Source organism: Phaeocystidibacter luteus, assembly GCF_008933115.1.
GTDB classification, from domain to species: Bacteria; Bacteroidota; Bacteroidia; order Flavobacteriales; family Schleiferiaceae; genus Phaeocystidibacter; species Phaeocystidibacter luteus.
The window spans coordinates 109,743-133,967 of sequence record NZ_WBVO01000010.1; the positions used below are offsets into that span (position 1 = coordinate 109,743).

Annotated in this window: 19 protein-coding genes; 7 read left to right on the top strand and 12 right to left on the bottom strand. The window is 47.4% G+C overall.

Annotation, left to right across the window (positions count from 1 at the left end; genetic code table 11):
* Nucleotides 1-192 precede the first annotated feature (192 nt).
* The gene (locus F8C67_RS11905) at nt 193-1,005 is read left to right on the top strand and encodes a hypothetical protein (RefSeq protein WP_151668077.1); all 813 of its coding nucleotides are present in this window, start codon (nt 193-195) and stop codon (nt 1,003-1,005) included.
* Nucleotides 1,006-1,288: 283 nt separating this feature from the next.
* Here F8C67_RS11905 and F8C67_RS11910 read toward each other — a convergent pair whose 3' ends face one another.
* From F8C67_RS11910 to F8C67_RS11935, 6 genes are all read right to left on the bottom strand, one after another.
* Nucleotides 1,289-2,884, bottom strand: coding sequence for an outer membrane protein (locus F8C67_RS11910; RefSeq protein WP_151668078.1), 1,596 nt, complete (start codon nt 2,882-2,884; stop codon nt 1,289-1,291).
* Entirely contained in the window at nt 2,881-3,453 is a 573-nt protein-coding gene (locus F8C67_RS11915; RefSeq protein ID WP_151668079.1) for an RNA polymerase sigma factor, read from the bottom strand. The genes F8C67_RS11910 and F8C67_RS11915 overlap by 4 nt, the downstream gene beginning before the upstream one ends.
* A 77-nt stretch (nt 3,454-3,530) precedes the next feature.
* A complete protein-coding gene (locus tag F8C67_RS11920; protein WP_170266446.1) occupies nt 3,531-4,739 on the bottom strand; it encodes a T9SS type A sorting domain-containing protein in 1,209 nt (402 codons plus the stop codon).
* A 993-nt stretch (nt 4,740-5,732) separates the two neighbouring features.
* A complete protein-coding gene (locus F8C67_RS11925; RefSeq protein ID WP_151668081.1) occupies nt 5,733-6,515 on the bottom strand; it encodes a class I SAM-dependent methyltransferase in 783 nt (260 codons plus the stop codon).
* A gap of 690 nt (nt 6,516-7,205) precedes the next feature.
* Entirely contained in the window at nt 7,206-8,324 is a 1,119-nt protein-coding gene (locus tag F8C67_RS11930; RefSeq protein WP_151668082.1) for an MBL fold metallo-hydrolase, read from the bottom strand.
* A gap of 95 nt (nt 8,325-8,419) precedes the next feature.
* Nucleotides 8,420-9,256, bottom strand: coding sequence for a hypothetical protein (locus F8C67_RS11935; protein ID WP_151668083.1), 837 nt, complete (start codon nt 9,254-9,256; stop codon nt 8,420-8,422).
* A 69-nt stretch (nt 9,257-9,325) separates the two neighbouring features.
* On the opposite strand from F8C67_RS11935, the gene F8C67_RS11940 reads away from it, so the two are divergent.
* Nucleotides 9,326-9,901, top strand: coding sequence for a Crp/Fnr family transcriptional regulator (locus F8C67_RS11940; RefSeq protein ID WP_151668084.1), 576 nt, complete (start codon nt 9,326-9,328; stop codon nt 9,899-9,901).
* Here the strand turns inward: F8C67_RS11940 and F8C67_RS11945 are convergent.
* A complete protein-coding gene (locus tag F8C67_RS11945) occupies nt 9,890-10,525 on the bottom strand; it encodes a DUF4386 family protein (protein ID WP_151668085.1) in 636 nt (211 codons plus the stop codon). The genes F8C67_RS11940 and F8C67_RS11945 overlap by 12 nt on opposite strands.
* Nucleotides 10,526-11,123: 598 nt before the next feature.
* On the opposite strand from F8C67_RS11945, the gene F8C67_RS11950 reads away from it, so the two are divergent.
* Together F8C67_RS11950 and F8C67_RS11955 are read left to right on the top strand one after the other, a co-directional pair.
* Nucleotides 11,124-11,963, top strand: coding sequence for an ABC transporter permease (locus F8C67_RS11950; protein ID WP_151668086.1), 840 nt, complete (start codon nt 11,124-11,126; stop codon nt 11,961-11,963).
* The gene (locus F8C67_RS11955; RefSeq protein WP_151668087.1) at nt 11,960-13,162 is read left to right on the top strand and encodes an ABC transporter ATP-binding protein; all 1,203 of its coding nucleotides are present in this window, start codon (nt 11,960-11,962) and stop codon (nt 13,160-13,162) included. Before F8C67_RS11950 ends, F8C67_RS11955 begins: the two co-directional genes overlap by 4 nt.
* A gap of 1 nt (nt 13,163) precedes the next feature.
* Here F8C67_RS11955 and F8C67_RS11960 read toward each other — a convergent pair whose 3' ends face one another.
* Entirely contained in the window at nt 13,164-14,039 is an 876-nt protein-coding gene (locus F8C67_RS11960) for a sulfotransferase domain-containing protein (protein WP_151668088.1), read from the bottom strand.
* Between the two features lie 67 nt (nt 14,040-14,106).
* Here F8C67_RS11960 and F8C67_RS11965 point away from each other — a divergent pair, with 67 nt between their 5' ends.
* From F8C67_RS11965 to F8C67_RS11975, 3 genes are read left to right on the top strand one after another with little or no spacing between them, the layout of a single operon-like run.
* Nucleotides 14,107-14,874, top strand: a complete 768-nt coding sequence (locus F8C67_RS11965) for a sulfotransferase (protein WP_151668089.1) — start codon at nt 14,107-14,109, stop codon at nt 14,872-14,874.
* A 33-nt stretch (nt 14,875-14,907) separates the two neighbouring features.
* Complete coding sequence (locus F8C67_RS11970; protein WP_170266447.1) at nt 14,908-15,960, top strand: glycosyltransferase family 2 protein; 1,053 nt, start codon at nt 14,908-14,910, stop codon at nt 15,958-15,960.
* Complete coding sequence (locus tag F8C67_RS11975) at nt 15,961-16,821, top strand: glycosyltransferase family 2 protein (RefSeq protein WP_151668091.1); 861 nt, start codon at nt 15,961-15,963, stop codon at nt 16,819-16,821.
* Here F8C67_RS11975 and F8C67_RS11980 read toward each other — a convergent pair.
* Genes F8C67_RS11980 through F8C67_RS11995 form a run of 4 tightly spaced genes read right to left on the bottom strand, consistent with a single transcriptional unit; the run spans nt 16,783 to nt 23,781 of the window.
* Nucleotides 16,783-17,637: a sulfotransferase gene (locus F8C67_RS11980; RefSeq protein ID WP_151668092.1), complete on the bottom strand. Its 855-nt coding sequence runs from the start codon at nt 17,635-17,637 to the stop codon at nt 16,783-16,785. The two genes, F8C67_RS11975 and F8C67_RS11980, sit on opposite strands and share 39 nt — an antisense overlap.
* Nucleotides 17,634-18,350 (bottom strand): M15 family metallopeptidase, encoded by a 717-nt coding sequence (locus F8C67_RS11985; protein WP_151668093.1) that lies wholly within the window; start codon nt 18,348-18,350, stop codon nt 17,634-17,636. Before F8C67_RS11985 ends, F8C67_RS11980 begins: the two co-directional genes overlap by 4 nt.
* Nucleotides 18,351-18,388: 38 nt before the next feature.
* Entirely contained in the window at nt 18,389-18,799 is a 411-nt protein-coding gene (locus F8C67_RS11990) for a hypothetical protein (protein ID WP_151668094.1), read from the bottom strand.
* Nucleotides 18,796-23,781 carry a PKD domain-containing protein gene (locus F8C67_RS11995; protein ID WP_151668095.1) on the bottom strand — a complete coding sequence of 1,662 codons (4,986 nt, stop codon included), beginning with the start codon at nt 23,779-23,781 and terminating at the stop codon, nt 18,796-18,798. The genes F8C67_RS11990 and F8C67_RS11995 overlap by 4 nt, the downstream gene beginning before the upstream one ends.
* Nucleotides 23,782-24,225 lie beyond the last annotated feature (444 nt).

The following is a 24,225-nucleotide window of genomic DNA, read 5'->3' on the forward strand; positions in this document are numbered from 1 at the left end:
TTGAGAATACTACACATCATTACCACCTCGCCTGAGAGCGTGTATGGAAATGATGATGATGTAGTTGAATCGAATACATGTCTTTGCTTGAAGGCACAAACTTAGAAACTATTTTCAAACCAGAAAAGTTCATCCCAATGAATGGGCACACAGATTCGTTCAATTAATTAAATTCGAATAAAATCACTCTCCATGCATCGCATTACCCTGCTCTTCCTACTTGTCTCATTTTTTAGTCAGGCTCAATCTGTAGTTACAGACACTTTAGATCGGGTGAGTTTGAGCTATGTAGCTATCGATGGGTTCTTCGTTCTTGACAACCCCAATCCGATGTACACCTACCTCGATGAACCGTTTCAGGACACGGATTTCGATTCAACCCAGTTTGGAAGCTACAATCGTTCAAACGGAGAGGCCGTGCTTGTTTCAGGCATTCGCCTTTCCTATCAGAGTTGGATTGCTACTCAAGTTTTTATCAACCTTGGAGTAGAATACGATTTCGTATCATTCACGCCGTATCGAACTGGAGCTGGCACACAAAATGCCCCCTTCCTTTATGTGGATGAGCGCTACTCTTCCCTAAATGCAACGGTAGGAATTGGCTACGATTTCTTGCCTTCGGGGACCTATGAGCTGGGCTTAGGAGCATATTGGACAGGTGGACCGGGCACCATTCGAATGGAATCCTATTTTGATGAAGCTAACACCCAAGTTGCGAACACGATTGAGCGAACTGGGTTTGCGAACCGATTTGAGCTCAAGCTGCATTATGCGATGTTCTTCGAAAGCGGCGTAGGGTTCATGGCTGCCCTGGGCAAACCGATCAATCAAACCTTTTCCCCAGGTCTGCTCACGACGTATGAAGAAGTGGACGGAACGGACCGTATTGCCAAGCGATACACCTTTGATGAGGAATACGACGAAAGTCGGGATCAACTCATAGAGGAGAACAATGTGCTGCGGGATATGTGGACGGTTACGGTGGGGGTTGTGTATGGGTTTTGACGGTGCGGGATTCGCTGACTCTGGTTCTCGCAAAAACGCAAAAAGCAAAAACGCAATTTGATGAAGATGTATGTTGCGGATATGCTGAATGTGCTTCACGCAAAAACGCCAATTATTAAAACCAATAGGAGCGAGTAGAAAACGCCAATCGAAATCGCGACTGTGTCGCTTTGCGTTTTTTTCTCACAAGTTCTCTTTTTTTTTAGCGATTTTGCGAGAACCACACCAAGTAATCAGCGTTTTTGCTTTTTGCGGTTTTGCGAGAACCACACTAAGTGCATCATCAAAACGAATACCCCACCCCAACATTCAATCCTACCCGCGTGAAGGTATCCCGATTCAGCAGTGGATCATTCGACAGCGGCACGGCTACATTTGTACGCAAGTACATTGTCCAGCGGTCGTTCCAAGAATACCCGATGTATGGGCGGAACAACGCATCAAGACCGTAGCCCGTAGTAGGTGTAAGCTCTGGATGAGTGTATGTCACGCTACGGAAATTGATTCCCGCTTGAATACCGTAGCTCCATTCGTTAGTGGTCCACTCGTACCCCCCAAGAACTGGAATTTGGATATAGGTAGTTTGAACTCGCGAGAGTTGTTGTCGAGTTACCAATCGAGAAGAAGTATCTGTTCGAGTAAACTGTACCGTATCAATGACTTCAACTTGCACCGTGTCGTATACAAACTCGCCCGTATACCAACCTGTAATCACCCAAGTTTGAATAACTCTTTGCTGATACGAGGTATCAATTCGAGTATCGGTCACTGTATCCATGCGAATGACAGTCTCGTTGTATGGCGTGTAGACATTCCCTGAAGTGTTTGCCACTTCAAGTCCCACTTGGGCTGTCCAGCCCTTGTTTCTGTACCCGAAAGCGAATCCACCGTCGAACGTATTGAGTGCGGTATTCACGGAAGTAGCTACACCGAGGTTAGCTTCAACCCAAAACGGTCGCTCGCGATTGGATGATTGACGGATTACAGGTCGAGCCTCCTCTGCTGATTCCTGTGCATCCCCCACTACGTCTTCAGCCGGAAGTTCCTCTGCTGGTTCTAGAGCGACAGCTGCAGACTCCTCCTCTACTTCAGGTGTAGATTCGGAAGACGCTTCTGCAATGATCTCTTCTGTCGACTCATCTTCTGATGAAGTAGGAGAAGCCAATGGCTCGGCGAGCTCAAATTGCACTTGCGACTCGTGTGCAGCAGTCGGCTCTTGTCTTGCGTCGGATGCCAGTCGCTCATTCATTGCACTAAACTCTCCTGAATTCGATTGTTCGGATGATGTGCTGGAAGTTCCTTCGGACTCGATAGATGGTTCGTCAAAATTGGAAGAAGCAACGCCTTCCACACGCTCACCTTGCAAGGCATTGGTCGTGGCGAAATCCTCTTCTGGAGCATTAACATTATCAAAATCAGAAACCTGACTTCCTTCGCTAATTGGCGTTGTAGAAGCAGATGCTTCCGTGGATCTTTCTCTCGCTACAGTTATCTCATCGTCGCTAGACATCCCGTTCTCGGTCGAATTTCGAGTCGGTGGCTCCATTGGGTAATCAGCAGAAGGATAGGTCGATGGCGCATCGTTGGAAAGTGTATTGCTTTCAGGCGCGCTGTCACTTTTTCCACTATTGGTAGTGGTAATTACCTCAACTTCTCCATCGGTAGCTGAATCTGATTCCGCAGGATAGAACAGAACAGCTGAAATGCCGATAACGGAGACTAGGAAAATGGTGATTCCACCCCATCTCAAGTTGCGTCCTTTGGTCGGAACAATCTGGGTTTCATCCAGAAGTGTTTCCATAGCCTTCCAGTCACCTTCCTGCATAGGTGTGGCGGTACTATCTACCTTTTCCTTAAATATTGACCATAAATTCTTCATGAGAACGAGGATTGGATTTGGTGTTGTTTCCCTAGTTCTTCCTTCAGCATGTCTTTGGCTGACTTCAAATACCGCTTGGTTGACCTCTCGGTAACTCCAAGTTCGAGTGCAATCTCATGGTGCTTATACCCTTCAATTTCATGAAGTGTGAACACCAGTCTTTCGTTATCTGGCAGGTTAAAAATCAACTTCTTGATTTCGTCTGCGCTCATGGCGGAAACAGCATCTACGTAATGTTCATCGGAAGACATCCCTTCTAGATCTCCTTCTGAATCACTGTAGATCATTTCCAAATTGTGCGTGCGGTTAGATCGATACTCATCGATGGCTGTTCTGACCATGATAGTTGAAGCCCAGGGGAAGAAATTCTGCTTATCGTCGTACTTATCGAGATTCACAAGAATCTTCAAAAACCCGGAATTCAACAATGCAAGTGCGTCTTCTCTATTCCGCTTATATCGGTTACATATGAGCATGAGGCGATCGAAGCAATGTTGATATAAATCAAATTGCGCTCGTCGGTTGTTCTCCCGACATTTTTTGATGGTCGCCTTGAGGTCTTTGCTCATCTATGAAAAAGCGATACCACCCTGCGGTTTGGCAGAGTGGTAAAGCATTGTGTTCTACTTATTCGAGAATGATAGAATCATTCAACAATCAACCTTTGTGAGGTTACGGCATTCTCTGTTTGGATGCGAACCATATACACTCCAGTTGGAAGCGAAGATATCATCACTTCATTATTGTTCGGTGTGAGGTTCAACATTTGCTGACCATTGATTGTGAATACGCTCACTTGATCAACATTCAAAGTCGCATCCCAAGTCAATCTAGCCTCACCTTTTGATGGGTTTGGATAAAGAGAAATCGACTCAAGCAATGGATCGTCGAGTGAGAAGGTGGCCGGATCAATAACATTTACGGTAAAGCCATTCTTCAATACAGGGGCACCTGTGGAATCGAACTGCACCGGTAGGCAGAAAGTGCTTCTGCATGTATCGGCACCATCAACAGCGGTGATAGTCAAGCAGATGTTATAGGAAGCAGCAGTCGCGGCATACGTGTGGATTGGGTACTGAGTGTTGTACAGATTTCCGTCGCCCATATCCCAAACATAGCTAACAATGGAACCAGAAGAAGTGGTCGAATTCTCTTGAAGAATAAGCTGACCTTGGAACGCGGCAGTGTTGACTGAATCAACAAAGAAGCTCGCGTTACAAGACAAACCAGATCCACCTCCGTTGTACCATAGTGAATCCCACACGGCCGAGCAGAGTGAGTCGGTTCTCGTGTAAAAGATAGTAACGGGACCACTCGCCGGTAATGCAGAGTTAGGAACCATCACGGACGACGAATTAGCGCTTGACGTCGTTCCCTGATATGATGTTCCGTTCACATCAAAGCGGTGGTCAGAACCCGGAAGGTTTGTCCAATTGATATCGCGAAGAGCAGTTGCCTCGATGCCAAGACCGGTTGCAGTCTGACCAGTGCGAATGATTGCCGAGCAATCGTTTGGCACACAAGTAGTGTAGACCAGAGTGTCCATTGCCTGACTAGCTGGTGCGAAGATGTGGAAACCTTGATAGAAATTCCCGCTGCAATCGAATGTACCGTAGAAGGCCGTATCGGAAGAAGTGGTAAAACTCGCGATACCGTTACCACTTGTGTATTCGACCTGTGTAAAGAGATCTGTATTTGTGATGGGACCGGTTGTTCTGGCCATTGGGTTTTCGTAAAGAAAAACCGCAACTCCTGAATGAGGTTGATTACCATTATCTACCTGGACAGTAACGGTGTTTTGTGCGAACGCCCCTATGGAAAGAGACAGGCACAGAAGGGATAGTAGTTTTTTCATCATAGAAATTTTTGATTCTCTATTCACAACTACGGAGGAGGGGGTGAAAGGGTGACAGGGGGGGGATTCTGCGCCTGCGGCTTGAAAAGGATCCGCCTACCGGCGGAAAGGATCCTCCGCCTGTCGGCGGAAAGGGTCATCGCCTGTCGGCGGATGAAAGGATTGTCTCGTTCCTCGACAAAAAGGATCCGCCTACCGGCGGATAAGATCATTTCTTCCCTGTGGTCAGAAATGATAAGACTCACCGCTAAACGCGGTTCGTAAGGCCGATCGCCAACTAAAGGTCAGGGGCCTAACCAACGGGAGAGTCTTTCCCTTGCAGCGCCACGACCATCGGGAGAGGCTCTGCCTTGCGAAGCCTTATTCGCATCGCGAATCTTGGCGAAGCCCTCTATCAAATCAACCTGCCAGCAAAAATCACTTAGCGCTAAACATATCTCGTGTGAGCAACCATCGGCTAATGCCCTTGCAGAGCCCCGACCATCAGGAGAGACTCTGCCTTGCGCAGCCTTATTGGCATCGTGAATCTTGGCGAAGCCCATTATAAAATCAACCTGCCAGCAAAAATCACTTAGCGCTAAACATATCTCGTGTGAGCATCCATCGGCTAATGCCCCTTGCAGAGCCACGACCAGCGGGAGAGACTCTGCCTTGCGCAGCCTTATTCGCATCGCGAATCTTGGCGAAGCCCATTATAAAATCAACCTACCAGCAAAATTCACTTAGCGCTAAACACCTCTCGTGTGAGCAACCATCGGCTAATGCCCTTGCAGAGCCACGACCATCGGGAGAGGCACTGCCTTGCGCAGCCTTATTCGCAGCGCGAATCTTGGCGAAGCCGTTTATAGAATCAACCTACCAGCAAAATTCATTTAGCGCCAAACACCTCTCGTGTTAGCAACCATCGGCTAATGCCCCTTGCAGAGCCACGACCAAAGGGAGAGGCTCTGCCTTGCGCAGCCTTATTCGCATCGCGAATCTTGGCGAAGCCCATTAATCCTTGATTAACTTAATAAAGCAATAATCCCCTATCTCATTCTCATAACTTTTCCTGATTCGGTCAAAATCCCCATTATCGATATCGGCCCGCAGGCGATGAAGTCCAGATTCCACCTCATCTTGATTCTGAGCAAGGGCGAAGGAGGAGATTCCTCGGCGGACACCCTCATTGAAATACAGCTCTGGATTGTGTTTGCCAGAATTCAGGAAGAGATCTTGAAGGTCTGGAGATACGTTGTACGATTGCTCTTGCACTAACTTGAATCCGGATTCAGTTGCCGCATTTAAAATGGATGATCGTTCTGGGAGTGTTTTCGCGGAATTGGCAATCATTTGGGGGAAATAATGCTTTAGCCAGTAGGCGGCTGTTTGCTCGGGATAGCTTGTAAAAATGACCGTGTTACCTTTTGGCCTTATGACTCTTCCAACTTCGGATAAACCCTTTTTCAAATCACTCCAATGATGTAGGGTTAGCGTGGCAAAAACACCATCTACGGAGTCGTCTTTAAGCGGAATATCCTCGGCCGTTCCGATTTTCCAATCGATTGAAGAGGACTTCTGTTTTGCTTCGCTGATCATCTTTTCAGATGGATCGACGCCTATAAAATTCACACCCATTTGGTGCAATGCAGTGGTGTAGTTCCCCGTTCCGCATCCGATATCCAGATAGACCTTCTCAGGACTTGGATTTAGCAATTCAAACAACGTTTTTGCCAAAAATGGGTCGGCTTTACGGGTAACGTCGTAGTTGGTTCCGATATGGTTGTAGCGGGTCATTTGACAGACTTTTGGACTAATAGACTATTTGACTGATGTGCCGACTGAAAGGAGGCATCCCGAAAGGCAGAGCCGCTTCGGGAGGTTGATGAGTGTCCCTTTGCTCCTTCCTAATTATGATTGACGGGACATATGATATGTTGGGAATGAGGTTTGAAAACTGAGTTGATGAAGAAAGGGGCATAGGTGACGATGGATTGGGCATTCTGGGGGCTCTTGGATGGATTGAGGGAAGGGTTAATTGAGTTGAGGATTGAGTCGGGAGAAGAGTTTGGGGTTGAGTCGGGTCTTTACGTTCGGCTTTGGTGGGGTTTTGCATTGGCTTTTCAGGGCTGTTGGGGGGCTACGAACCCCTCCCCGTTCTCAAGTTACGCGTTCCAAATCCGTTTCTGGAATTCTCAACCTCCTTTCACGCAGTATCCGTCATTAAACGTATACACCCGTTTAAAATCCGACTTTGTCAAAATGAAATGCAGAACTTGATACTGGGGTCGCGGGAAGTGGCCCCGGGCAGAACCCAACACCAAACAAAGGAGTCAGCTTGCATTCATCCCTACCTACTTCCTAGCCCCGTCTCCCTAAAAGCTCCTGTACAGTCGACACACTCTTGCCTGAGGCCGGTCGCCTCTTGCCTGAGGGCTAATGCCTGTGGCCTGCCCCCTGTTTTCTCAAGCCTATCTCTTCCCCCCTTCATTCCAACCACCATTCCTCCCTCGGGAAATCTATACCCAACACAAACCTCTCTCCTATATAGGGATGAACCATCGGCAGTCCTCTGCGCCCACTTTCTGCCTTGAAACGTAGAATTGGGTCCGTCCATTCGTGGACCGATAACGCAAAAGCTCCCCAGTGAATAGGCATGATCAGGTCGGCTCGAACGTCAAGTCCAGCGAGTACGCTCTCCTCCGGCATCATGTGGATTTGCGACCATGCCTCGTTATACTGACCACACTCTAGCATGGCGAGGTCAAACGGGCCGTATTGGTTGCCAATTTCTTCGAAATGCGGACCATACCCTCCGTCACCACTGAAGTACAGGTTAACGTCTGCCGTTCGAATAACCCAACTCGCCCATTGTGTCTTGTTTCGGTCTAGTATACCGCGACCAGAAAAATGCCGTGCGGGAGTTGCGATGAGCTCAACCTCTCCAACCTTGTTACTTTCCCACCAGTCTAGCTCGGTGATTTTTTCCTCTGGAATATCCCAACTCTTCAAATGCGATCCAACCCCTAGAGCCGTGTAAAAATGGGCTACCTCATCTTTCAATTGAATTACCGTTGCATAGTCGAGGTGATCGTAATGGTCGTGAGATAAAATGAGGATATCGATATCCGTTAACTCCTCTATTGGAATAGGCTCTTCATAAGGGTAACGCTGTGTGCCGAATGAAACCGGCGCGGAATACTCACCGAGCATGGGGTCGATCAGAATTCTGTAGCCCGACGTTTCAATGAGAAAAGCTGAGTGACCATACCAGGTGATATACGTCAGAGTGTCGATGGTTTGATTTCCTGCTTCTCCAAACTTCACGGGCAAGACGGAATCTGGAGCGAGATTTTCACCCCAAATGGCATCTGGCAAGGTCCCCATCATTTCGCCAAAAGAACCTAGTGCGGTTGGAATGAGATTGATAAACTCCCCGTCCCCATAGTTCGGTGAAGCTTCAATTCGTTCTAGGTCGGCTCCAGACGGACTCTCGCCTATCTGCGGCGCGGTGCCGACAAACACGAATACGGCAATAGTGAACAGTATAAGCAGACTTACTAAGACGAGGAACGTGCGCTTCAGAAATTTCCAGACTCTTCTCATGATGAATGGTAGGTTTTGAGGGTTCAAAGATGAGTCGAACATTCAAGAGTCATGAATACAAAATCGTTTGATTCTAACACATTTTAGGGAAAACATTAAGGCCCATAGTACAGCTTGGTATAAATCCAGCTTCCCCTACCTTCCCAATTATAGGCATCCCTCCAATCCAACATTGGGATGTACTCAAGTTCCAAGGTTGATATCAATTCTAGCTTTACAGAATCAGTTAACTCGCCCTCCCAACTCTCATCAAAATATACAAGATTGAATGCAGACTGATGCAAGCCAATCTCACGTAAGTAATTGAAATATTCAAGCGCTATGACGGAGGAATAAGGAGTTCCTTTCGAGTCACGAAGCTCCAAATCAAACTGAATGAGAGTAAGCAAAGTGTCATTCAAAGGCAGAGCACTTGGCTGTTTTACTTCATCCATGACATAAATAGCTCTAACATCATCGATAATACTTTTGACCGTTTCAGCATTGCCATCCGCCCTTCTTCTCTTCCAAAACTTGACGTAGTAATTGGCAGAGTCCAAATCAGTCCTATCGTATGAATCATGCAATCTATCAACCAATTCAGCGAGAGTGAGGTTGCGGTCATATCCGAGTCTCTTATTGAAATATTCATCCTTTGAGATAAAACGCTCATACCCTATTGTCAAAGCGAGATTATGAAGCATCTCTAGTCTCGATGAGTCGCGAAAGCCTTCTAGCCCCGCCCATTCGTACGCACAATCCAAACGCTCAATTCCATGATTTTCATTGCAATCCTTCCACGAGTAATCATCCGTTGCAAATCCAGATCGTACGAAATGAACGAAGCTCATTTCTCTCTCCTTCATTGGCATAGGATCTTTTCTGAATAGCCCACAACTGGCAATTAGAAGCAGCAACAATAGGATGGGGAGCAATACCTTGGGTTTCAACATAATCTGATAGATTGAGCTTTCAATGTAAGCATTGAAGTATGATTTACTCCGCTACCTTACCTTTATCACATGAGCACACTTCTCATCGATTTCCTCAGATCCATTCCCGAGCTTCAAAATGAAAACCTCGAAGCGATTGCACGTGCTATTCCGCATATCGAAGCTAAAAAAGGAGATATCCTACAACGAGAAGGTGAAGTGCCAAAGCACTGCTACTTCGTACTGTCGGGCTTAGTTCGGGAGTACCGTATCAAGGACGGTCGCGAGCTTACGGTTGAATTCTACGATGAGGAAATGTCCACAATTAACTCCCTCGCCTTCGAACGTCAAGTTGCTAGCCCATCTTACCTTGAATGCGTAGAAGATTCGATGTTAATTGCTGGATCGCGAGAAGTAGATCAGCAAAATCTAGAGACATTCCCGGTCCTCCAAAAAGTGGTTACCCGAATGTTGAATTCAGAGCTAGTCGAAAGAAAAGAGCTGTACACGAACTATCAGATGGCTTCTCCGAAAGAACGTTATGAGAACCTCTTGGCTACAAGACCGAAGCTTCTGCAACGCGTGCCGCAGCATCAAATCGCCAGCTATTTGGGGGTTACGCCAGAATCGCTAAGTCGTATTCGTGGTCGACTTTCAAAGGCTTGAAATGAATCTTTTCGGCGCAATTATCCAATAAACCGCCAGACCTAATTCGCCCACAACCATTGGAATGACGAAAACGTTCTCAATTTCGGAAACAATGTGTTCATACTCTGGAAATAGATTCACCCCTGCATCCACAATCACATAACCGATTCCAGCTATGACGAGAAGCCATCGGAATGCCATGTTTGCCCAACCTGATTTCGGCATTGACATCCCTAGGGTAATTAAATGGAATCCGAAGACAATCAATCCGAGTGTCCACCATTTTTCAAAATGATAAAAGGCCTCCGGACCTCGCATGGTGAGTAGAATGATGATGCATGTAATCAAGAAACCGGTGTAGGTCCAGCGTAAAATCGCACTGGCTTTTCCAATCACACTCTTCTCAAATATTTTGATGATACCAAGGGCAACGAGGAAATCCAAGAGCATGATGAGCGTCCAAATCACTGCAGCGCCTTTTTCAATGTTACCTTCCCCTTCCACGGAAATGAGTTTTCTCACCGTCATTTCATCTCCGGCCAGCGCTTCACCGAATCGTCCCGACATCACCACACCGGCCAACAACCCCATCAGTACAAGGGCAATCCCAGTCATTCGAGCTATTCCAACTTTAGACTTCATGTTCGTTTGGTTTATTTGATGTGACAAAGATGCAGGATGCGGAATAGATAGGCATTGATGAACGTCAAGGAAGGCCAAGTGGCAGGCTTGAGGCTGCAGGCTAAAATACCTCTTTGCCAACACGATAAACTTCCCCACCTTGCGAGCAACGCGAGCCTTGCCGAGGAACGAGGCCTTACTTCCGCAGGAAGTCTTACCTCCAACGGAGGTCTTACCAAGACTTGAATACCCTACCCAATTAACCAGCCGCCCCCCTTTCCTTCGCCAACCGGCGAAGGATCCTTTTGCCCATCAACTGATGGGCAACCCTTTCATCCGCCGGAGGTGGAGAATCCTTTACCCCATCAACCGATGGGCAATCCTTTCATCCGCCGGAGGTGGAGGATCCTTTACCCCATCAACTGATGGGCAACCCTTTCATCCGCCGGAGGTGGAGGATCCTTTACCCCATCAACCGATGGGCAACCCTTTCATCCACCGGAGGTGGAGGATCCTTTTGCCCATCAACTGATGGGCAACCCTTTCATCCGCCGGAGGTGGAGGATCCTTTTGCGCGCCATATCACGCGCAATCCCTCCTTTTTCTCTATTTTCCCCCCATGGCCCAAAACAACCATACCATCCATGTCGATGCGAATGCTCCAGCAACCGCAGGCCGGCTCAAAACCTTGCTAGAATACAAGGAGTTACTGCTTTCTTTGGCAACAAGAGATTATCGAGTACGGTTTGTTCAAACACGCTTGGGCTATGTGTGGGCTATCGTACAGCCCATAGTGCTCATGCTAATTCTCACCTTCGTCTTCGGCAAAATGCTGAATGTGAATACCGGTGGAATCGAATACCCAATCTTCGCCCTAAGCGGACAAGTGCTTTGGTCATATTTCAGCTTCTCGGCCGTGCAGGGTGGACAATCACTCGTGCAATCACAGCACATGATTCGCAAGATTTGGTTTCCTCGAGTAGTACTTCCCTTAAGCAAAGCGGCCGTGGGATTCATGGATCTGGCAATCGGATTAGTCGTTCTAGGTGCGGCGATGGCCGTGTACAAAGCCCTGCCGAGTGTATCCCTCATTGCATTGCCTTTGGCAATTCTTTTCACCTGGATTGCAGGAACTGGCGTTTCACTTTGGACATCTGCCTTGAGCATTCGATACCGTGACATTCAACACGCGCTTCCCTACTTCATCCAGTTCTTGTTCTTCCTTACCCCAGTCGCTTACCCCGCTGGTGTACTGAGTAAATCCTTACCTGAATCCATCAGTTGGGCAGCCTACCTCAATCCGATGAGTGGTATCATCGACCTTGCAAGATTCAGTCTATTTGATGCAGAATTGGTATGGAACAATGTGCTGATATCTGTTGGCGTTGCCGTTATCTTGCTAGTTACTGGCTGGCACTATTTCCATAAGGTTGAACGAAATATGGCCGATACGCTATGAGTTCACACGCCATTGAAATACACGGTCTCGGTAAACAATACCGAATCAAGGGAAATTCAACATCTTCTCTGTTAGGTAAAATTGCTCGTAGAAATCAAGAGGATAGCTTCTGGGCGCTTAAGGACCTGAACTACAACCTCGAACAAGGCAAAGTACTTGGGGTAATCGGACCAAACGGAGCAGGAAAAAGCACCTTGCTGAAACTACTCTCAAGAATTACCTTCCCTTCTGCCGGCAAGTTCACCGCCCACGGAAGGATGAGCAGTCTTCTTGAAGTTGGAACCGGATTTCATCCCGAATTGAGCGGGTACGACAATATCTTCTTGAATGGATCCATCCTCGGGATGTCCAAAACTGAGATCAAGTCTGCCCTAGATGAAATCATAGAGTTTTCTGGGGTGGAGAACTTCATTCACATGCCTGTAAAGCACTACTCAAGTGGAATGAAGGTTCGACTCGCGTTCTCAGTAGCCGCTCACCTCACCGCCGAGATTCTCCTAATCGACGAAGTTCTTGCCGTAGGTGACGCCTCTTTTCAAAGAAAGTGCATAGAGCGAATGGAGGATGTATCCAGACATCAAGGTCGAACGATCCTCTTCGTAAGCCACAACATGCGCGCAGTGAATGACCTGTGCAATGAGGCCATTTACATTGATGGTGGTCAGCTCGTAAAATCAGGCACCGCCGAAGAGATTACGAGCTTCTACAACAAGAGTCTAGAGCAACGCGCCATTTCTATTGATTTAGCCGATAGGAAAGATCGCGAAGGCACTGGCTCTATTCAACTGCAATCCATGACATTCACCGACGAAAACGGAAACCCACTAAGCGAGCTTCGCAGCGGTGAACCCGTTACCTTGGAAGTAAAGTATGCAGGCTCAAAAGCACCTACAGGATTAAACGTACGTTTGAGTATTGGTCGCGAAAATGATGGCTTCATCGGCGCTCTTTCCAACTCACTAGCCGGCAATCAATTTGAAAATCTAGGAACAGAAGGAACCTTGCGCTGCAAACTCGACAAGCTTCCATTCATGACCGGTAAATACGTTGTGAATGCCCGCCTAACCGAACACAACATCGTGACAGACGACGTGAAGCGCGCCATCGTTTTTGAAGTGAAAGAAGGGGATTACTTTGGAAGTGGCGACCTATTCAGCACGGAGCGCACCGGCGTTTACATCAATCAACATTGGGAGTAACCTATTTCCCGAACAGCTTCTCTGTCCAGCGTTTGGCCTTTGGCTTCCCATGATGTCCCGTAAATAGTTTCATCATATATTCCGACCCCTCTGAAGGTGGTAGGTGGTCAACCGGAGTGAGCTTCCAATCCTCCGTATCATAGCCGTTAAACTCCATGTATTCGGTGTACAGCGGACGATAAAATTCCACATCATCCTTCGTAAACCAACGTCGCCAGTTTCCGTGTTTCTTACTTCTAGCTACATGTGTAAACCGCTTGTCGGTAGGATCTGATTCGTGAATAGCAAACCCCAAATACTTCTCGAGCTCATCGAGATTACCGTCCATGATATCCTCATACTTCACGACGAACCAGTCGTTCTTCTTGGCTTCAGTTAGAAACTTCTGCACGCGTGCATGTAGCTTCGTTTGCCTTTCCTTCCAAGCCACAAAACGAACAGGATTCGTGGTAAACAAAGTGTAGAAAGGAAGGTCTTGAGGGTGTGCCTCCTTGTGCTGAGTAAGGCGATGGGCGATCTCGAATTCTTCCTTCTTAGGCTTGTGCAAGTGGTACCAACGGTAGAAAAAATCACTAATCCATCGGTCACGCGGATCTCTAACAATGAAGATTTTCTTGTCGAAATCGGCGTAGTCGTCAATAATCGTATCGGGAGAAACGCCCATTCCTTCCACTCCTGGAAGAAGGGACTTGACGATAGCATGTTCGCCTATTTTATACGAGCTCTTATCGAGTTTATAGAGCGTATCACCTTCTCGGCTTGTCGCTTCGAATACCTCAGAAACGGAGGAACTGTACTTTGCTTCCATCGCTCTCTTAATCTTGAGGTGAAGCACCGTAGTTCCACTCTTCGCCAAACCGTAAATCAATACTCGCATGGGGTAAAGATAAGCACCCTGCTCATTCGAGCGTAAGTATGTACCTTCCGCTTTCAATATTCCATCAATGCTTCCACTTCATTTTAATCGACCCGTAGTGATAATTGGCATGCACCGCTCAGGCACTTCGCTAGTTGCCAAGGTTTTGCATGAAGCAGGAATTAATATGGGAGTCGAAAGAGATCACAATGAAGAGTCGCTTCCCTTTCTCAGCATCAATCAAAAAATGATGAGTGAGAGCGGCAATTCTTGGATTGATCCATTGAAAAATGACGCTCAATATCATTCACCAGAATCGGCATTGAGCATGTATGTCAACCATTTTAAAATTGATCCAAACGACTACGCCCTTGGTGGGAAGCCAAGATCTTGGTACCTGAAGTTCGCACACAACACGCCTTGGGGTTTCAAAGATCCGAGGAACACGTTTACACTAAATGCCTGGCTCGAATTGTTCCCTAATGCGAAGGTGATTCACGTGACACGACATCCCGCAGCAGTAGCGGATAGTCTTGCGAGGAGAAACGAAATTGATGGTGAGGTTCACGATGAACGGCTAAACGACCTGCAATTCAACCTCAATCTCTGGAAAGTATATGTAGATGAGGCCATGAAGCAAATGGACTCCATTCCCGCTAGCCGCAAACGCACCATTCAATATGAACGCCTTCTTCAAGGCGGAAAAGAGCTCACAGATTTAGGCAGGTTTGTGGGTGCCGACCTCGTTGCCGGATTTGCTGCACGTGTCCATCCAGATAGGGCAAATCATCACCCAGACCTAGACCTTTCAAGCGTAGCCGAAGAAATGAAAATCCTCGGCTACACGGATAACTAGAGTTCCTGTATTTTCGCATTCAAACGAAAGCCCTTGCCCAAAGTATCCGTCATTATCCCCAACTACAATCACGCTCGCTTTCTCCCAAAGAGAATCGAAAGCGTATTGCTACAATCGTATACGGATATCGAGGTCATCATCTTAGATGATTGCTCCCCAGACAATTCGCGAGAAATCATAGAAGCCTATGCGGCTAAAGATGAACGAATTCGGCTGCACTTCAATGAAGTGAATTCTGGGTCGACCTTCGTGCAATGGAACCGAGGAGTGGAGCTCGCTCGCGGCGAATACATTTGGATAGCAGAGAGTGACGACTTTGCGAGTACAGACCTGCTGGAATCGCTCGTGCCCGTGTTAGAGAAGAATGAAGACGTGGTTCTCGCTTACGGTCAGACCGTGGTTGTTGATGAAAGCGGCGACCGAATACGAAGTTATCAGCAGGATTACGACTTCCTTTTTAAAGGAAAATCAGATCGATGGAAATCGGATTTCATTGTAGACGGAAAGAGTGAGGCATCAGAGTTCCTGATATTTCACAATACCATTCCAAATGCGAGTGCAGCCCTTATTCGCAAATCGAGTTATTTGAAAACGGGCGGTGCAGAGCCTAAATGGAAACTCAATGGGGATTGGATGTTTTACGCTAAACTGCTGATGAACGGAAAGTTAGCATTCGTAAACAGTGAAGTAAACTTCTTCCGTACGCATCCGGTTACGCAACGTCAAACCGCCAACCTCACACCTAGGGTGTATGATGAGATTCTGCACATCCTTCGATTCATTCGTGAAAATGGCCATCCAACTTCGAAAAACATCTGGAAGGCCCACAGAATCGTAGCTGCCTGGTGGACAGGCAGTTTGTTTAGGCAAAAGTGGACCCTCAAAACGGCCAGTGTTAATTTTCGCCTTTTCTGGCAATTTCTTCTTTGGAAACCGTGGCTACCTCTGAGCTTGGTTCTAACTTTGTTCTTTTATATTCTGAGTAATCTAACCACTTGGCTCGGGATTAAAGGGAAGCTCCGAAAGTGGATCAACCGAGTAATTCCAGGCCTGTTATTCGATCCTGAGGAAAAGGAGATAGAATAGATGAAGATTGGCGTCCTCATACCGATGTATAACGCGGCTCAAACTATCGAAGAAACAGTTCGGTCAGTATTGTCGCAATCGGAACTCCCCTATGAAATCTGCATAGTCGACGATGGCTCTACCGACAATTCGGATACCATCGTTCGCAAGTTTGCGCATGAAGACAACTCCATTCTTTGGAAAATCGTCCAGATGCCAAACAAAGGACTCGGTGCTGCGCGCAATGCTGGTTTAGAGGTGATGACCTCAGATTATGTGGCCTTCTTAGATGCCGATGACTGCTGGACGGCAGATAAGCTCAAGCACACTAGGGAATTTCTCGAAAAGTATCCAGACACCGACATCCTATACCACCCCATTTGGGAATGGAAGCCAGAAAGTGGTGGAATGAGAAAGCGCAGGGACATGCCCTTACTGCACAGTTCCGATATATGGCTTCACAATCCTATCACCCCTTCTGCCACCGTGGTAAAAACAAACGGAACAAAATGGGAGTTTGACACGGATCGGACCATTCACGGTGTGGAAGATGCGCTGTTATGGACCAAGGCCATGGCGGAGAAAAAGAAGATTCGTCGAATGAGTTACGTGGATACGCTCTACCGCATGAATCATGGGATGACCAAGAATTTCCAGGAACATGAAGACCATGTTCAAAACGCCCTAAACAAAGCGGTTGCACAAGGGTGGATAGAGAGCGAAGTTGTTGACCGTATGGCTTCTGCTAGGGCGTATCACCTCGCACGGAATCTCCATAAGTCGAAGGACTACAAGGCAGCCGTTGCCGCTTATGCCAAGAGCAATGGAGGATTGAAGTCTGCCCTACTCAGTCTCGGAGCTAGACTCCGAATCAACATTTGATTCGTATCCAAACAGTTCAAGTGAGGTTCCATCGTCGGCTACCTCATCTGCCGTAACGCTCTTCCAGACATCGAAATCCGACGGCTTCGTGATGAGTTTCGCGGCCTCCGCCAGTTGATCACCGCTGATCCTTAAGTCCAAAAATGCAGCGACCTTCTCAAGGGTAGGAATAGGATGGTCTACGAGGTCCTCTTGTCTGAGCAACATAAAATGATCTCCCAACAATCGTTCTCCAACGAGTTGTGCTCCTCTATTCGCGACGCGCCAATAGTGGAATTTAGCCCATACGACTTCACGATCGATCTTCTTTTTGGGGATTCCGTAGTGCTCTCCCCAATCGATAAGCTGTGTGGTGTCGAACTTGGCGGAAGTGTAGCCATGCCGAATCAGGTGGATATACTTGACACCTGGAAAAATCAGCTTGATGTGAGGCACAATAACATGTGAGCACGGCGCATTCCAACCCCAATCTACGTTACCAATAGGTTGTGATAAGGTGGTTTGAATGAGTTCCTCGGCCTCCATAGGACGTATCCCTCCAACGGGTTCGTGCCCTTCCCTAACCCACTCGGCATGAAGCTTTCGATTCAACTGCCCTTCTATTCGGATTCGGCCATAGGCACGAAGTCGCAATTGCAGGCGCTTGTCCGATACCGCATGGATGTACTTAGGACGATTGAAAAGGTGGTTGAACAAAACGTCCTCATGTCGGTCGTTCAGAACTGTTCCCATGTTCACTCCCCAAAGCTCTAGAACTTGAGCCAGATCTGCATTCCCAGCATTTTCAATAGCTCCTAAAACGACGGGGTTCTTCATGGCTGTATAAATGGATTCCCGGGAAACTCTGCAATCCCATTTACATACTTTCCTATGACATCGATTTCCCCGTTGGTTTCAGAACCAGGAAATCCGTTAATGTGGTCTGGAGTGACTAAGTGATTGTAAGCCTTGAGTAGCTTGCGGGCAATGGGCTGATAACTCCAGTGCCACTTTTCTTCGTTGTATCCGGTGCGGCCTTTTGTTTGTGCCGTGTAGGGTTGAAAGAATCCGAACTTATGGGCGTTCTCTGACATCCATTCGTAAATCCTAGTTCCTTGACCAGATTCGAAATAAGAAGGCTCTACAGAATTGATATCCAGGTCGGTTCCCCAATGGTGTCGTGACGTCCCCGGCATTGAGCTGTACTCCAAAATGCTAAGTGCTTTTTCTACACTTTCGCCTCCTCTACTCTCCCATTTGCGCGTCCAAATATCCGTCTGATACTCGTGATTTCTTGTCGCTGAAACAACGTAGATTCTGATTCCATCCAAAGCAGCACTATCGGCCATCTCCTCAAAGGCAGCAGCGGCATCCTTTCGAAGCCAAGCTGCCTCGCGATTGGTGTACTTTGACTTCAAACGCACAAAGTCATCGTGCTCTTCAGGTTCAAACTGCCCGGTTAATTCAGGAACATCGTATTCAGGAGCATCATACACAGCAGCTACTGTAATGAATGCCAAAATGATGGTCAACGTAAGATTTCGAATCATGCGACGAAGATAATACCTCGATAGGTGAATTCAGAGGATTATTGAATCTGTACTTCTTCGAAAACTAGAGATTCTAGTCCATCGAGATAAATGATGATATCGACTTCATCTTTCCCCACTAGAGGCCCGTACTTTGGATGAGGCACAAGTTCATTAGGGTCAGAACCTTCCACATCATTCCGTTGATCAAGCATCACAAAGCCGCTTAAGACCGGACCTGCATCTGAGCTTGCCCAACCGACGGGGACTTCAATATCATTCACCGTGAGGGAATCAACCACGAGATAGTCTCGCGAGTCATGCTTGTAAACTACCCGCAAATAGTGTTGTCCACCTATTCCCGTTACCCCTCTTTGCACAGAAATATTCTCATTGTTGGTGCTCGTCTTTTGAGAACCACAAGCCGAAACTCCAAAAGCGATTACCAGTGCTAAAACAAGATTCTTCATCGAACTACTTCAAACGATTGATTGAAATGACCATTTGCTCCAACTACACGCAACAAGTATGCCCCTTGAGCCCATGATGCGGTTGGTAGTACAAGTTGGTTCTCTCCACGGTTAACCCGCTCAGAAGAACGATGAATAACGCGTCCTCTCATGTCGGTCACAGATAACTCTACATCCTGATTCTCGAGAGAATTGATTCTCACGTTCAGCTTGTCGGAAGCAGGTGTTGGGTACAATTGAATCGATTGAACGGTGGTCCATTCTTCTAGATTTATCCCCGTAACTTGAATGGTATCCGATTCAGCATAACACCAATTTCCGCTGATGCGAACGTAATATGTACCGTTTTGGAAAACCGTAAATATTTGATTCGTTTCACCATTGATAGGTCCGTTCGCATCGAACCATTGATAACTGAATCCAGATTGAGCACAGGTTAACACGCCATTGTTATAACTGATGGTCGGGGTTGGGAGTATTTCTGTTTCAACTTGAATTGTATCCTGTCCCACACAGCCTTGAGGACTTGTGTACTCGTAATAGATATCATGGATTCCTGTACTAACAGATGATGCATAGAACACATTCCCCGAAACTCCTGCTCCGCTGAAAGTTCCTCCCGCCGGAGTTGCACTTAACTGCAATGAATCTCCCGCGCAAAGCGGATTCAATGGAATTGATGTATTGATGGAAGTTTGCGGTAGCGAGAATACCGTAAGACTAGGGTAGGAAGCGGAATCGCTCGCCTTACTCACACACGTGAGGGACGATTGCATCACAACCATCACGTTGTACACCCCGGCAGGCTCATTGAATGAATAAGTTGCTCCAGAGCCGTCATAGGTTCCATTCACGTACCAATCATACACTGGGCTCGTACCACCATTGCTAGGAATTGCAGAGAATAAGACGGAAGCGCCCTCACAAATATTCGTAACCGCTCCAGGAACAGTAACGCCTACCGAAGGGGTGACTACTGGCGAAACAGTCATCGTCACCGAGTTGGAGGTGGCGGTTGGCGCACTAGAACACGTCAAGCTTGTCGTCATCTCAACGCTAACCATATCACCTTGAGCTAAGGTAGAGCTGGCGTAAGTTGCAGAGTTCATACCTACGTTGGCACCATTCACTTTCCATTGATAAGATGGAGTGCTTCCTCCATCCGTTGGCGTAGCTGTGAAGGTCACAAGATCCCCGGCACAAATCGCTGTTGACGAACCCGCAATTGACACAGCTGGATTGCCATTCGCATTCACCACCATTTTCACTCCGCTTGAACTGGAGACGGTTGCCTGATCCACACAGGTTAGACTGCTCGACATCTCAACCCAAACAGAATCATTGTTTGCCAAGGTACTCGATGTAAATGTTGCTGAATTCGTGCCCACATTTGCCCCGTTAAGCTTCCATTGATAAGTTGGCGCCATTCCACCATTTGTAGGAGTGGCAGTGAATGTTACCATGCTTCCCGCACAAATATTGTTGGTGCTTGCAACTATCGAAACCGACGGAGAATACGTGCTATCAATTTGAATGAGGCCGGTCTTACTTTCAACGTCAGAACCTACACCATTTGAAGCGGTAAGGGAAACGTCGTAGGTGCGAGCCTGGCTAAATTGAATCTGAGGATTCTGACTATTCGCATTCGTCCCATTCACATAGGTAAATCCAACATTCGGAGTAATGGCCCAAGTCCAACCTGTAGGTGAATTTGCGGAGACATCCGTAAAAGTAACTGTCGTATTCTGACATCCTGTTGTGGAAGAGGCGGTAAAGTCGGCCGTAGGCGCTACACTCACAGTTCCGCTGATATTCACATTGTCGATGTACAAGTTGTTTCCATAACCACAGATGTTCTCAAACATGATTTTCACATCGCCCATTCCGGCGTATGCGTCGAGATTCAAAGAAGGACAAGCCGGACTTGTACCGCACCAATCCCCAGAAGTACTCGGCACAAAAGCCGAGGTGATATCAGAACCTGTTGCATAGTTCTGCGATCCGTTCTCTTGGTAAGAGGCTATTCTGGTCCAGGTAGATCCGCAATCTGTACTGATATAAACCGCCATACTATCCTGATATGTACTGCTATATCTCCTGTATGCATATTCGAAATCCAAGGTCACAGAAGTGTACCCCGAAAAGTCAAGCGGAGGCGTAATCAAACCGTCTCTTGCACCCGCGCTGTTATAGCTGTAGTTGTCTACTTTGATGGCCTGACTTCCAGGTGTGTTACCGCCAACATTAGAAAATGTCCAGGTTTGGCCGCCGTCAGGATTCAAAACCGACCAAATATCTATATCTGATTCAAAATCTTCTGTGAATGGTAATCCCAATCCACCGACTTGTATGTAGTTAGTTCGAGTTTCTGTATCCATACCATTGGCATTACTCACCGTAAGCGAAATGGTATAGGTGCCAGTAGCTGTAAAACTCACTTCTGGATTAGGTGAAGAGGCGCCCGTTCCGTTCTGATAGGTGAATGTGTTCGGGGTAATTGACCAAGAATAGCTGGTTGGAACTCCGGTCGAACTGTCAACCATGGCCACGGCATCACCTACACAAACCACGGTTTCACTTGCTCCAAATTTTGCAACAGGAACGGATGGCTGCTGGAAACCATTGCTCGTAAAGAGGCCTCGCCCGTGTGTTGCCGCAATCACCTCATGATCAGAATCTCTGATTTGAAGCATATCTACGCGCACATTGGCCAAGCCGCTGTTGCTCGAGCTCCATGACGGTGAGGCTGCGTTAAAGTTGCTCGTTTCCCAAACCCCTACTTCGGTGGCTAGGATGACTTCGTTTCGGTTATTTGGATTGAAGAGAGCCCAACGGACTGGCATATCTGGAAGGTTACCTTCCTTGCTGGTCCAACTGGTGCCTCCGTTCGACGTGTACCAAACGGATGTACTTCCGTAATTGGAAAGGGTCACAATCAATTCATTCTCACTAGCGCCAATCTCCACACAAGAAATATTACCTGCAGGAAGGCTACTACCAATACTTGTCGAACTCGGACTCCCATCCGCATTTGTAACCTTGAAAAGATCCCCAGATCCCGTGCCGACAAACAAAGTCGTCGATGTGGTTGTGTATGGCGACACGCGAATATGCGAAGCCATGTCGGACATCCCCGAGATGGTGATATTACCCACTACCGGACTTGAGCTCACGTTCGTTGCTCTCAACAAAGTGGTCGAAGTTCGAGCAGAATAAAGTGCATCTTGATTATCGTCGTAATCTGCTGGGTTTATGAATCGGCCAGTGCTTTGGTCGTTTATAAATCGTGGATTCTGAAAACTAACACCACCGTTCGTACTCAACCAGTAGCTGTTGTATACGTAGGAGGTAATCTGAATATTCGGATTGGTTTGGTCGATGAAACAGAAAGCTCCATCACCACCTGTGGCCTCTACGGTACTTCCTAAACCAGCATTGTTGAACTGTTGAGTACCATTATCCTGAGTTCCAGCAAGTGCATAAACACTTCCCGCGGTTGGATGTATAGCACAGGCATAAAACTGGGTTACGTTGTACCCTCTGTTTAAACTCTCAAATGTTGGAGAAGCTGCTGTTGGATTCGTGGTTCGTGTCAAGCCACCGTCATGACCAAAAAGTAGCTCATTGGGATTGGATGGGTTGAATACCATTTGATGTTGGTCGGCGTGGACATAAGGATATCCAAAGCCTCCGTACCAGTGGGATATCTGTGTCCAACTCGAACCTGTATTCGTACTTCTGAACAGGTCGATAGCCCCAGTAAAAACGGTTGTTGGTGTCGTTGGGTGAACCGCGATAATCATATCATACCAGGCCTGCCCTCTTGAAAAGTCGGTGGATGGGATTCCTCCATCTGCATCATTTGGCTCGGTCATATTTGTCCAAGAAGCCCCTTGATTTGTCGTCACCTTCATCTCACCAATCTGGCTTGAAACCTCAATCATGGCGTACACATAGGCGCTGTCTGAAGGAGCACATGCAATCTCAACTCTATCTCCAGAAGATGAATTGTAAGAGCTTGTCCAGGTTGTTCCATTATCAGAATAAAGAACGCGACCACCACCTCGATCGGTTCCTCCGTAGGATGCGTCTTGGGTTCCAACCCATATCCGGTTATCCTTGGCAATTTCGATATCGGCCACGGCATAATTGAACGATTCTCCTGGAATATTTGGCATCACTTGGGTGAAGGATGTTCCGCCATTCAGCGATCGTTGTAGACCTTGGCTCGAGCTTCCATGCCAAGAACCTTGGTAGAAATTACCTCGGATAGCGACGTATAGCACACCCGTACCTCCTTCGTCTCTCACCATCAAATCGTTGCAATAGTAGAAACCTGTACTAGCCGGCAATTGTGTCCAAGTGGACCCACCATCGGTAGTCTTCCAGACACCTGCACCTCGACTGGCTGCGGTTCCCCAACCCTCGCCGGTTCCGACGTAAAAAATGTTCGTATTTGTCGGGTCGTATGCCATGCAAGTCACGGCGATATTGTCCCAAAAATCATTTACGGCTACCCAGTCACTTGCAGGATTCGTGATATCATTATTATACCAAAGACCGCCCGTAACACCCCCAGCCCACACCTTCTTGTTTGTGGGGTCATTTGGGTCATACATGATTGTACGTGTTCGACCACCCACATTATCGGGGCCACGCTCCACCCATGGAGTGCCGGATGCACCGGGGGTGGACATAAGTTGTTGGCGTTGTGCATTTATTTGCTGGTAAACTGCATGCAATCGCTCTGGCGCTGGACGTCCCAAGACAGGGTCTACAGTAGCCAAGTAATCTTGCTCCCATGCGAGGTCAGGACGATCGCGCTTGGGAATAGATTCAAGATCTTGAAGAGATAAATTCCGATTTGAAAAGGGATGCTCGGAGATCATTTGGCGATACTCCGCCTTGGGGTTGGTCGGATGCAGTAGGTAAATGAATGTCGCTGCTACTGCCAGATACAGTGGGGTTAAACGCCAGTTCATAGGGCTTAGGTTCTAGTGAAAATAGGTCTTGGAGGGAAAGATACGGAAAAGGACGGGTTAGGGAGTCTCACACGGCGAGCGCAGGGGTGCGTAATGGAATACGTTGTGGAAGGTCTCACACAGAGACACGGAGGACACAGAGATTATTTTTATATGGAGCGCGGTGGACAATCGTATTGTAGTTCGCGCGGTATGGCTCTCCCACCTGCTGGTAAGCAGCATAAAAGCAAAAGCTATATTAGAATCCTAAATTGAATGAAATCCGCCACGTATTGCGGTGAGCATTCCTGCACTCTCCTTCCACTAAGTTTATCTCACAAATTCTCTACAAGCCAAACTCTGTGTCCTCCGTGTCTCTGTGTGAGGCCCTCTATCACGATTTCCACTCTGCTCCCCGCGTTCTCCTTGCAGTAAGTAAATCTCACAAATTCTCTGCGAGCCAAA

Bases quoted from the DNA above. Each gene is read 5' to 3' on its own strand.
- F8C67_RS11905 (WP_151668077.1), top strand. From the start codon at position 193: ATGCATCGCATTACCCTGCTCTTCCTACTTGTCTCATTTTTTAGTCAG.
- F8C67_RS11910 (WP_151668078.1), bottom strand. From the start codon at position 2,884: ATGAAGAATTTATGGTCAATATTTAAGGAAAAGGTAGATAGTACCGCC.
- F8C67_RS11915 (WP_151668079.1), bottom strand. From the start codon at position 3,453: ATGAGCAAAGACCTCAAGGCGACCATCAAAAAATGTCGGGAGAACAAC.
- F8C67_RS11920 (WP_170266446.1), bottom strand. From the start codon at position 4,739: ATGAAAAAACTACTATCCCTTCTGTGCCTGTCTCTTTCCATAGGGGCG.
- F8C67_RS11925 (WP_151668081.1), bottom strand. From the start codon at position 6,515: ATGACCCGCTACAACCATATCGGAACCAACTACGACGTTACCCGTAAA.
- F8C67_RS11930 (WP_151668082.1), bottom strand. From the start codon at position 8,324: ATGAGAAGAGTCTGGAAATTTCTGAAGCGCACGTTCCTCGTCTTAGTA.
- F8C67_RS11935 (WP_151668083.1), bottom strand. From the start codon at position 9,256: ATGTTGAAACCCAAGGTATTGCTCCCCATCCTATTGTTGCTGCTTCTA.
- F8C67_RS11940 (WP_151668084.1), top strand. From the start codon at position 9,326: ATGAGCACACTTCTCATCGATTTCCTCAGATCCATTCCCGAGCTTCAA.
- F8C67_RS11945 (WP_151668085.1), bottom strand. From the start codon at position 10,525: ATGAAGTCTAAAGTTGGAATAGCTCGAATGACTGGGATTGCCCTTGTA.
- F8C67_RS11950 (WP_151668086.1), top strand. From the start codon at position 11,124: ATGGCCCAAAACAACCATACCATCCATGTCGATGCGAATGCTCCAGCA.
- F8C67_RS11955 (WP_151668087.1), top strand. From the start codon at position 11,960: ATGAGTTCACACGCCATTGAAATACACGGTCTCGGTAAACAATACCGA.
- F8C67_RS11960 (WP_151668088.1), bottom strand. From the start codon at position 14,039: ATGCGAGTATTGATTTACGGTTTGGCGAAGAGTGGAACTACGGTGCTT.
- F8C67_RS11965 (WP_151668089.1), top strand. From the start codon at position 14,107: ATGCTTCCACTTCATTTTAATCGACCCGTAGTGATAATTGGCATGCAC.
- F8C67_RS11975 (WP_151668091.1), top strand. From the start codon at position 15,961: ATGAAGATTGGCGTCCTCATACCGATGTATAACGCGGCTCAAACTATC.
- F8C67_RS11980 (WP_151668092.1), bottom strand. From the start codon at position 17,637: ATGAAGAACCCCGTCGTTTTAGGAGCTATTGAAAATGCTGGGAATGCA.
- F8C67_RS11985 (WP_151668093.1), bottom strand. From the start codon at position 18,350: ATGATTCGAAATCTTACGTTGACCATCATTTTGGCATTCATTACAGTA.
- F8C67_RS11990 (WP_151668094.1), bottom strand. From the start codon at position 18,799: ATGAAGAATCTTGTTTTAGCACTGGTAATCGCTTTTGGAGTTTCGGCT.
- F8C67_RS11995 (WP_151668095.1), bottom strand. From the start codon at position 23,781: ATGAACTGGCGTTTAACCCCACTGTATCTGGCAGTAGCAGCGACATTC.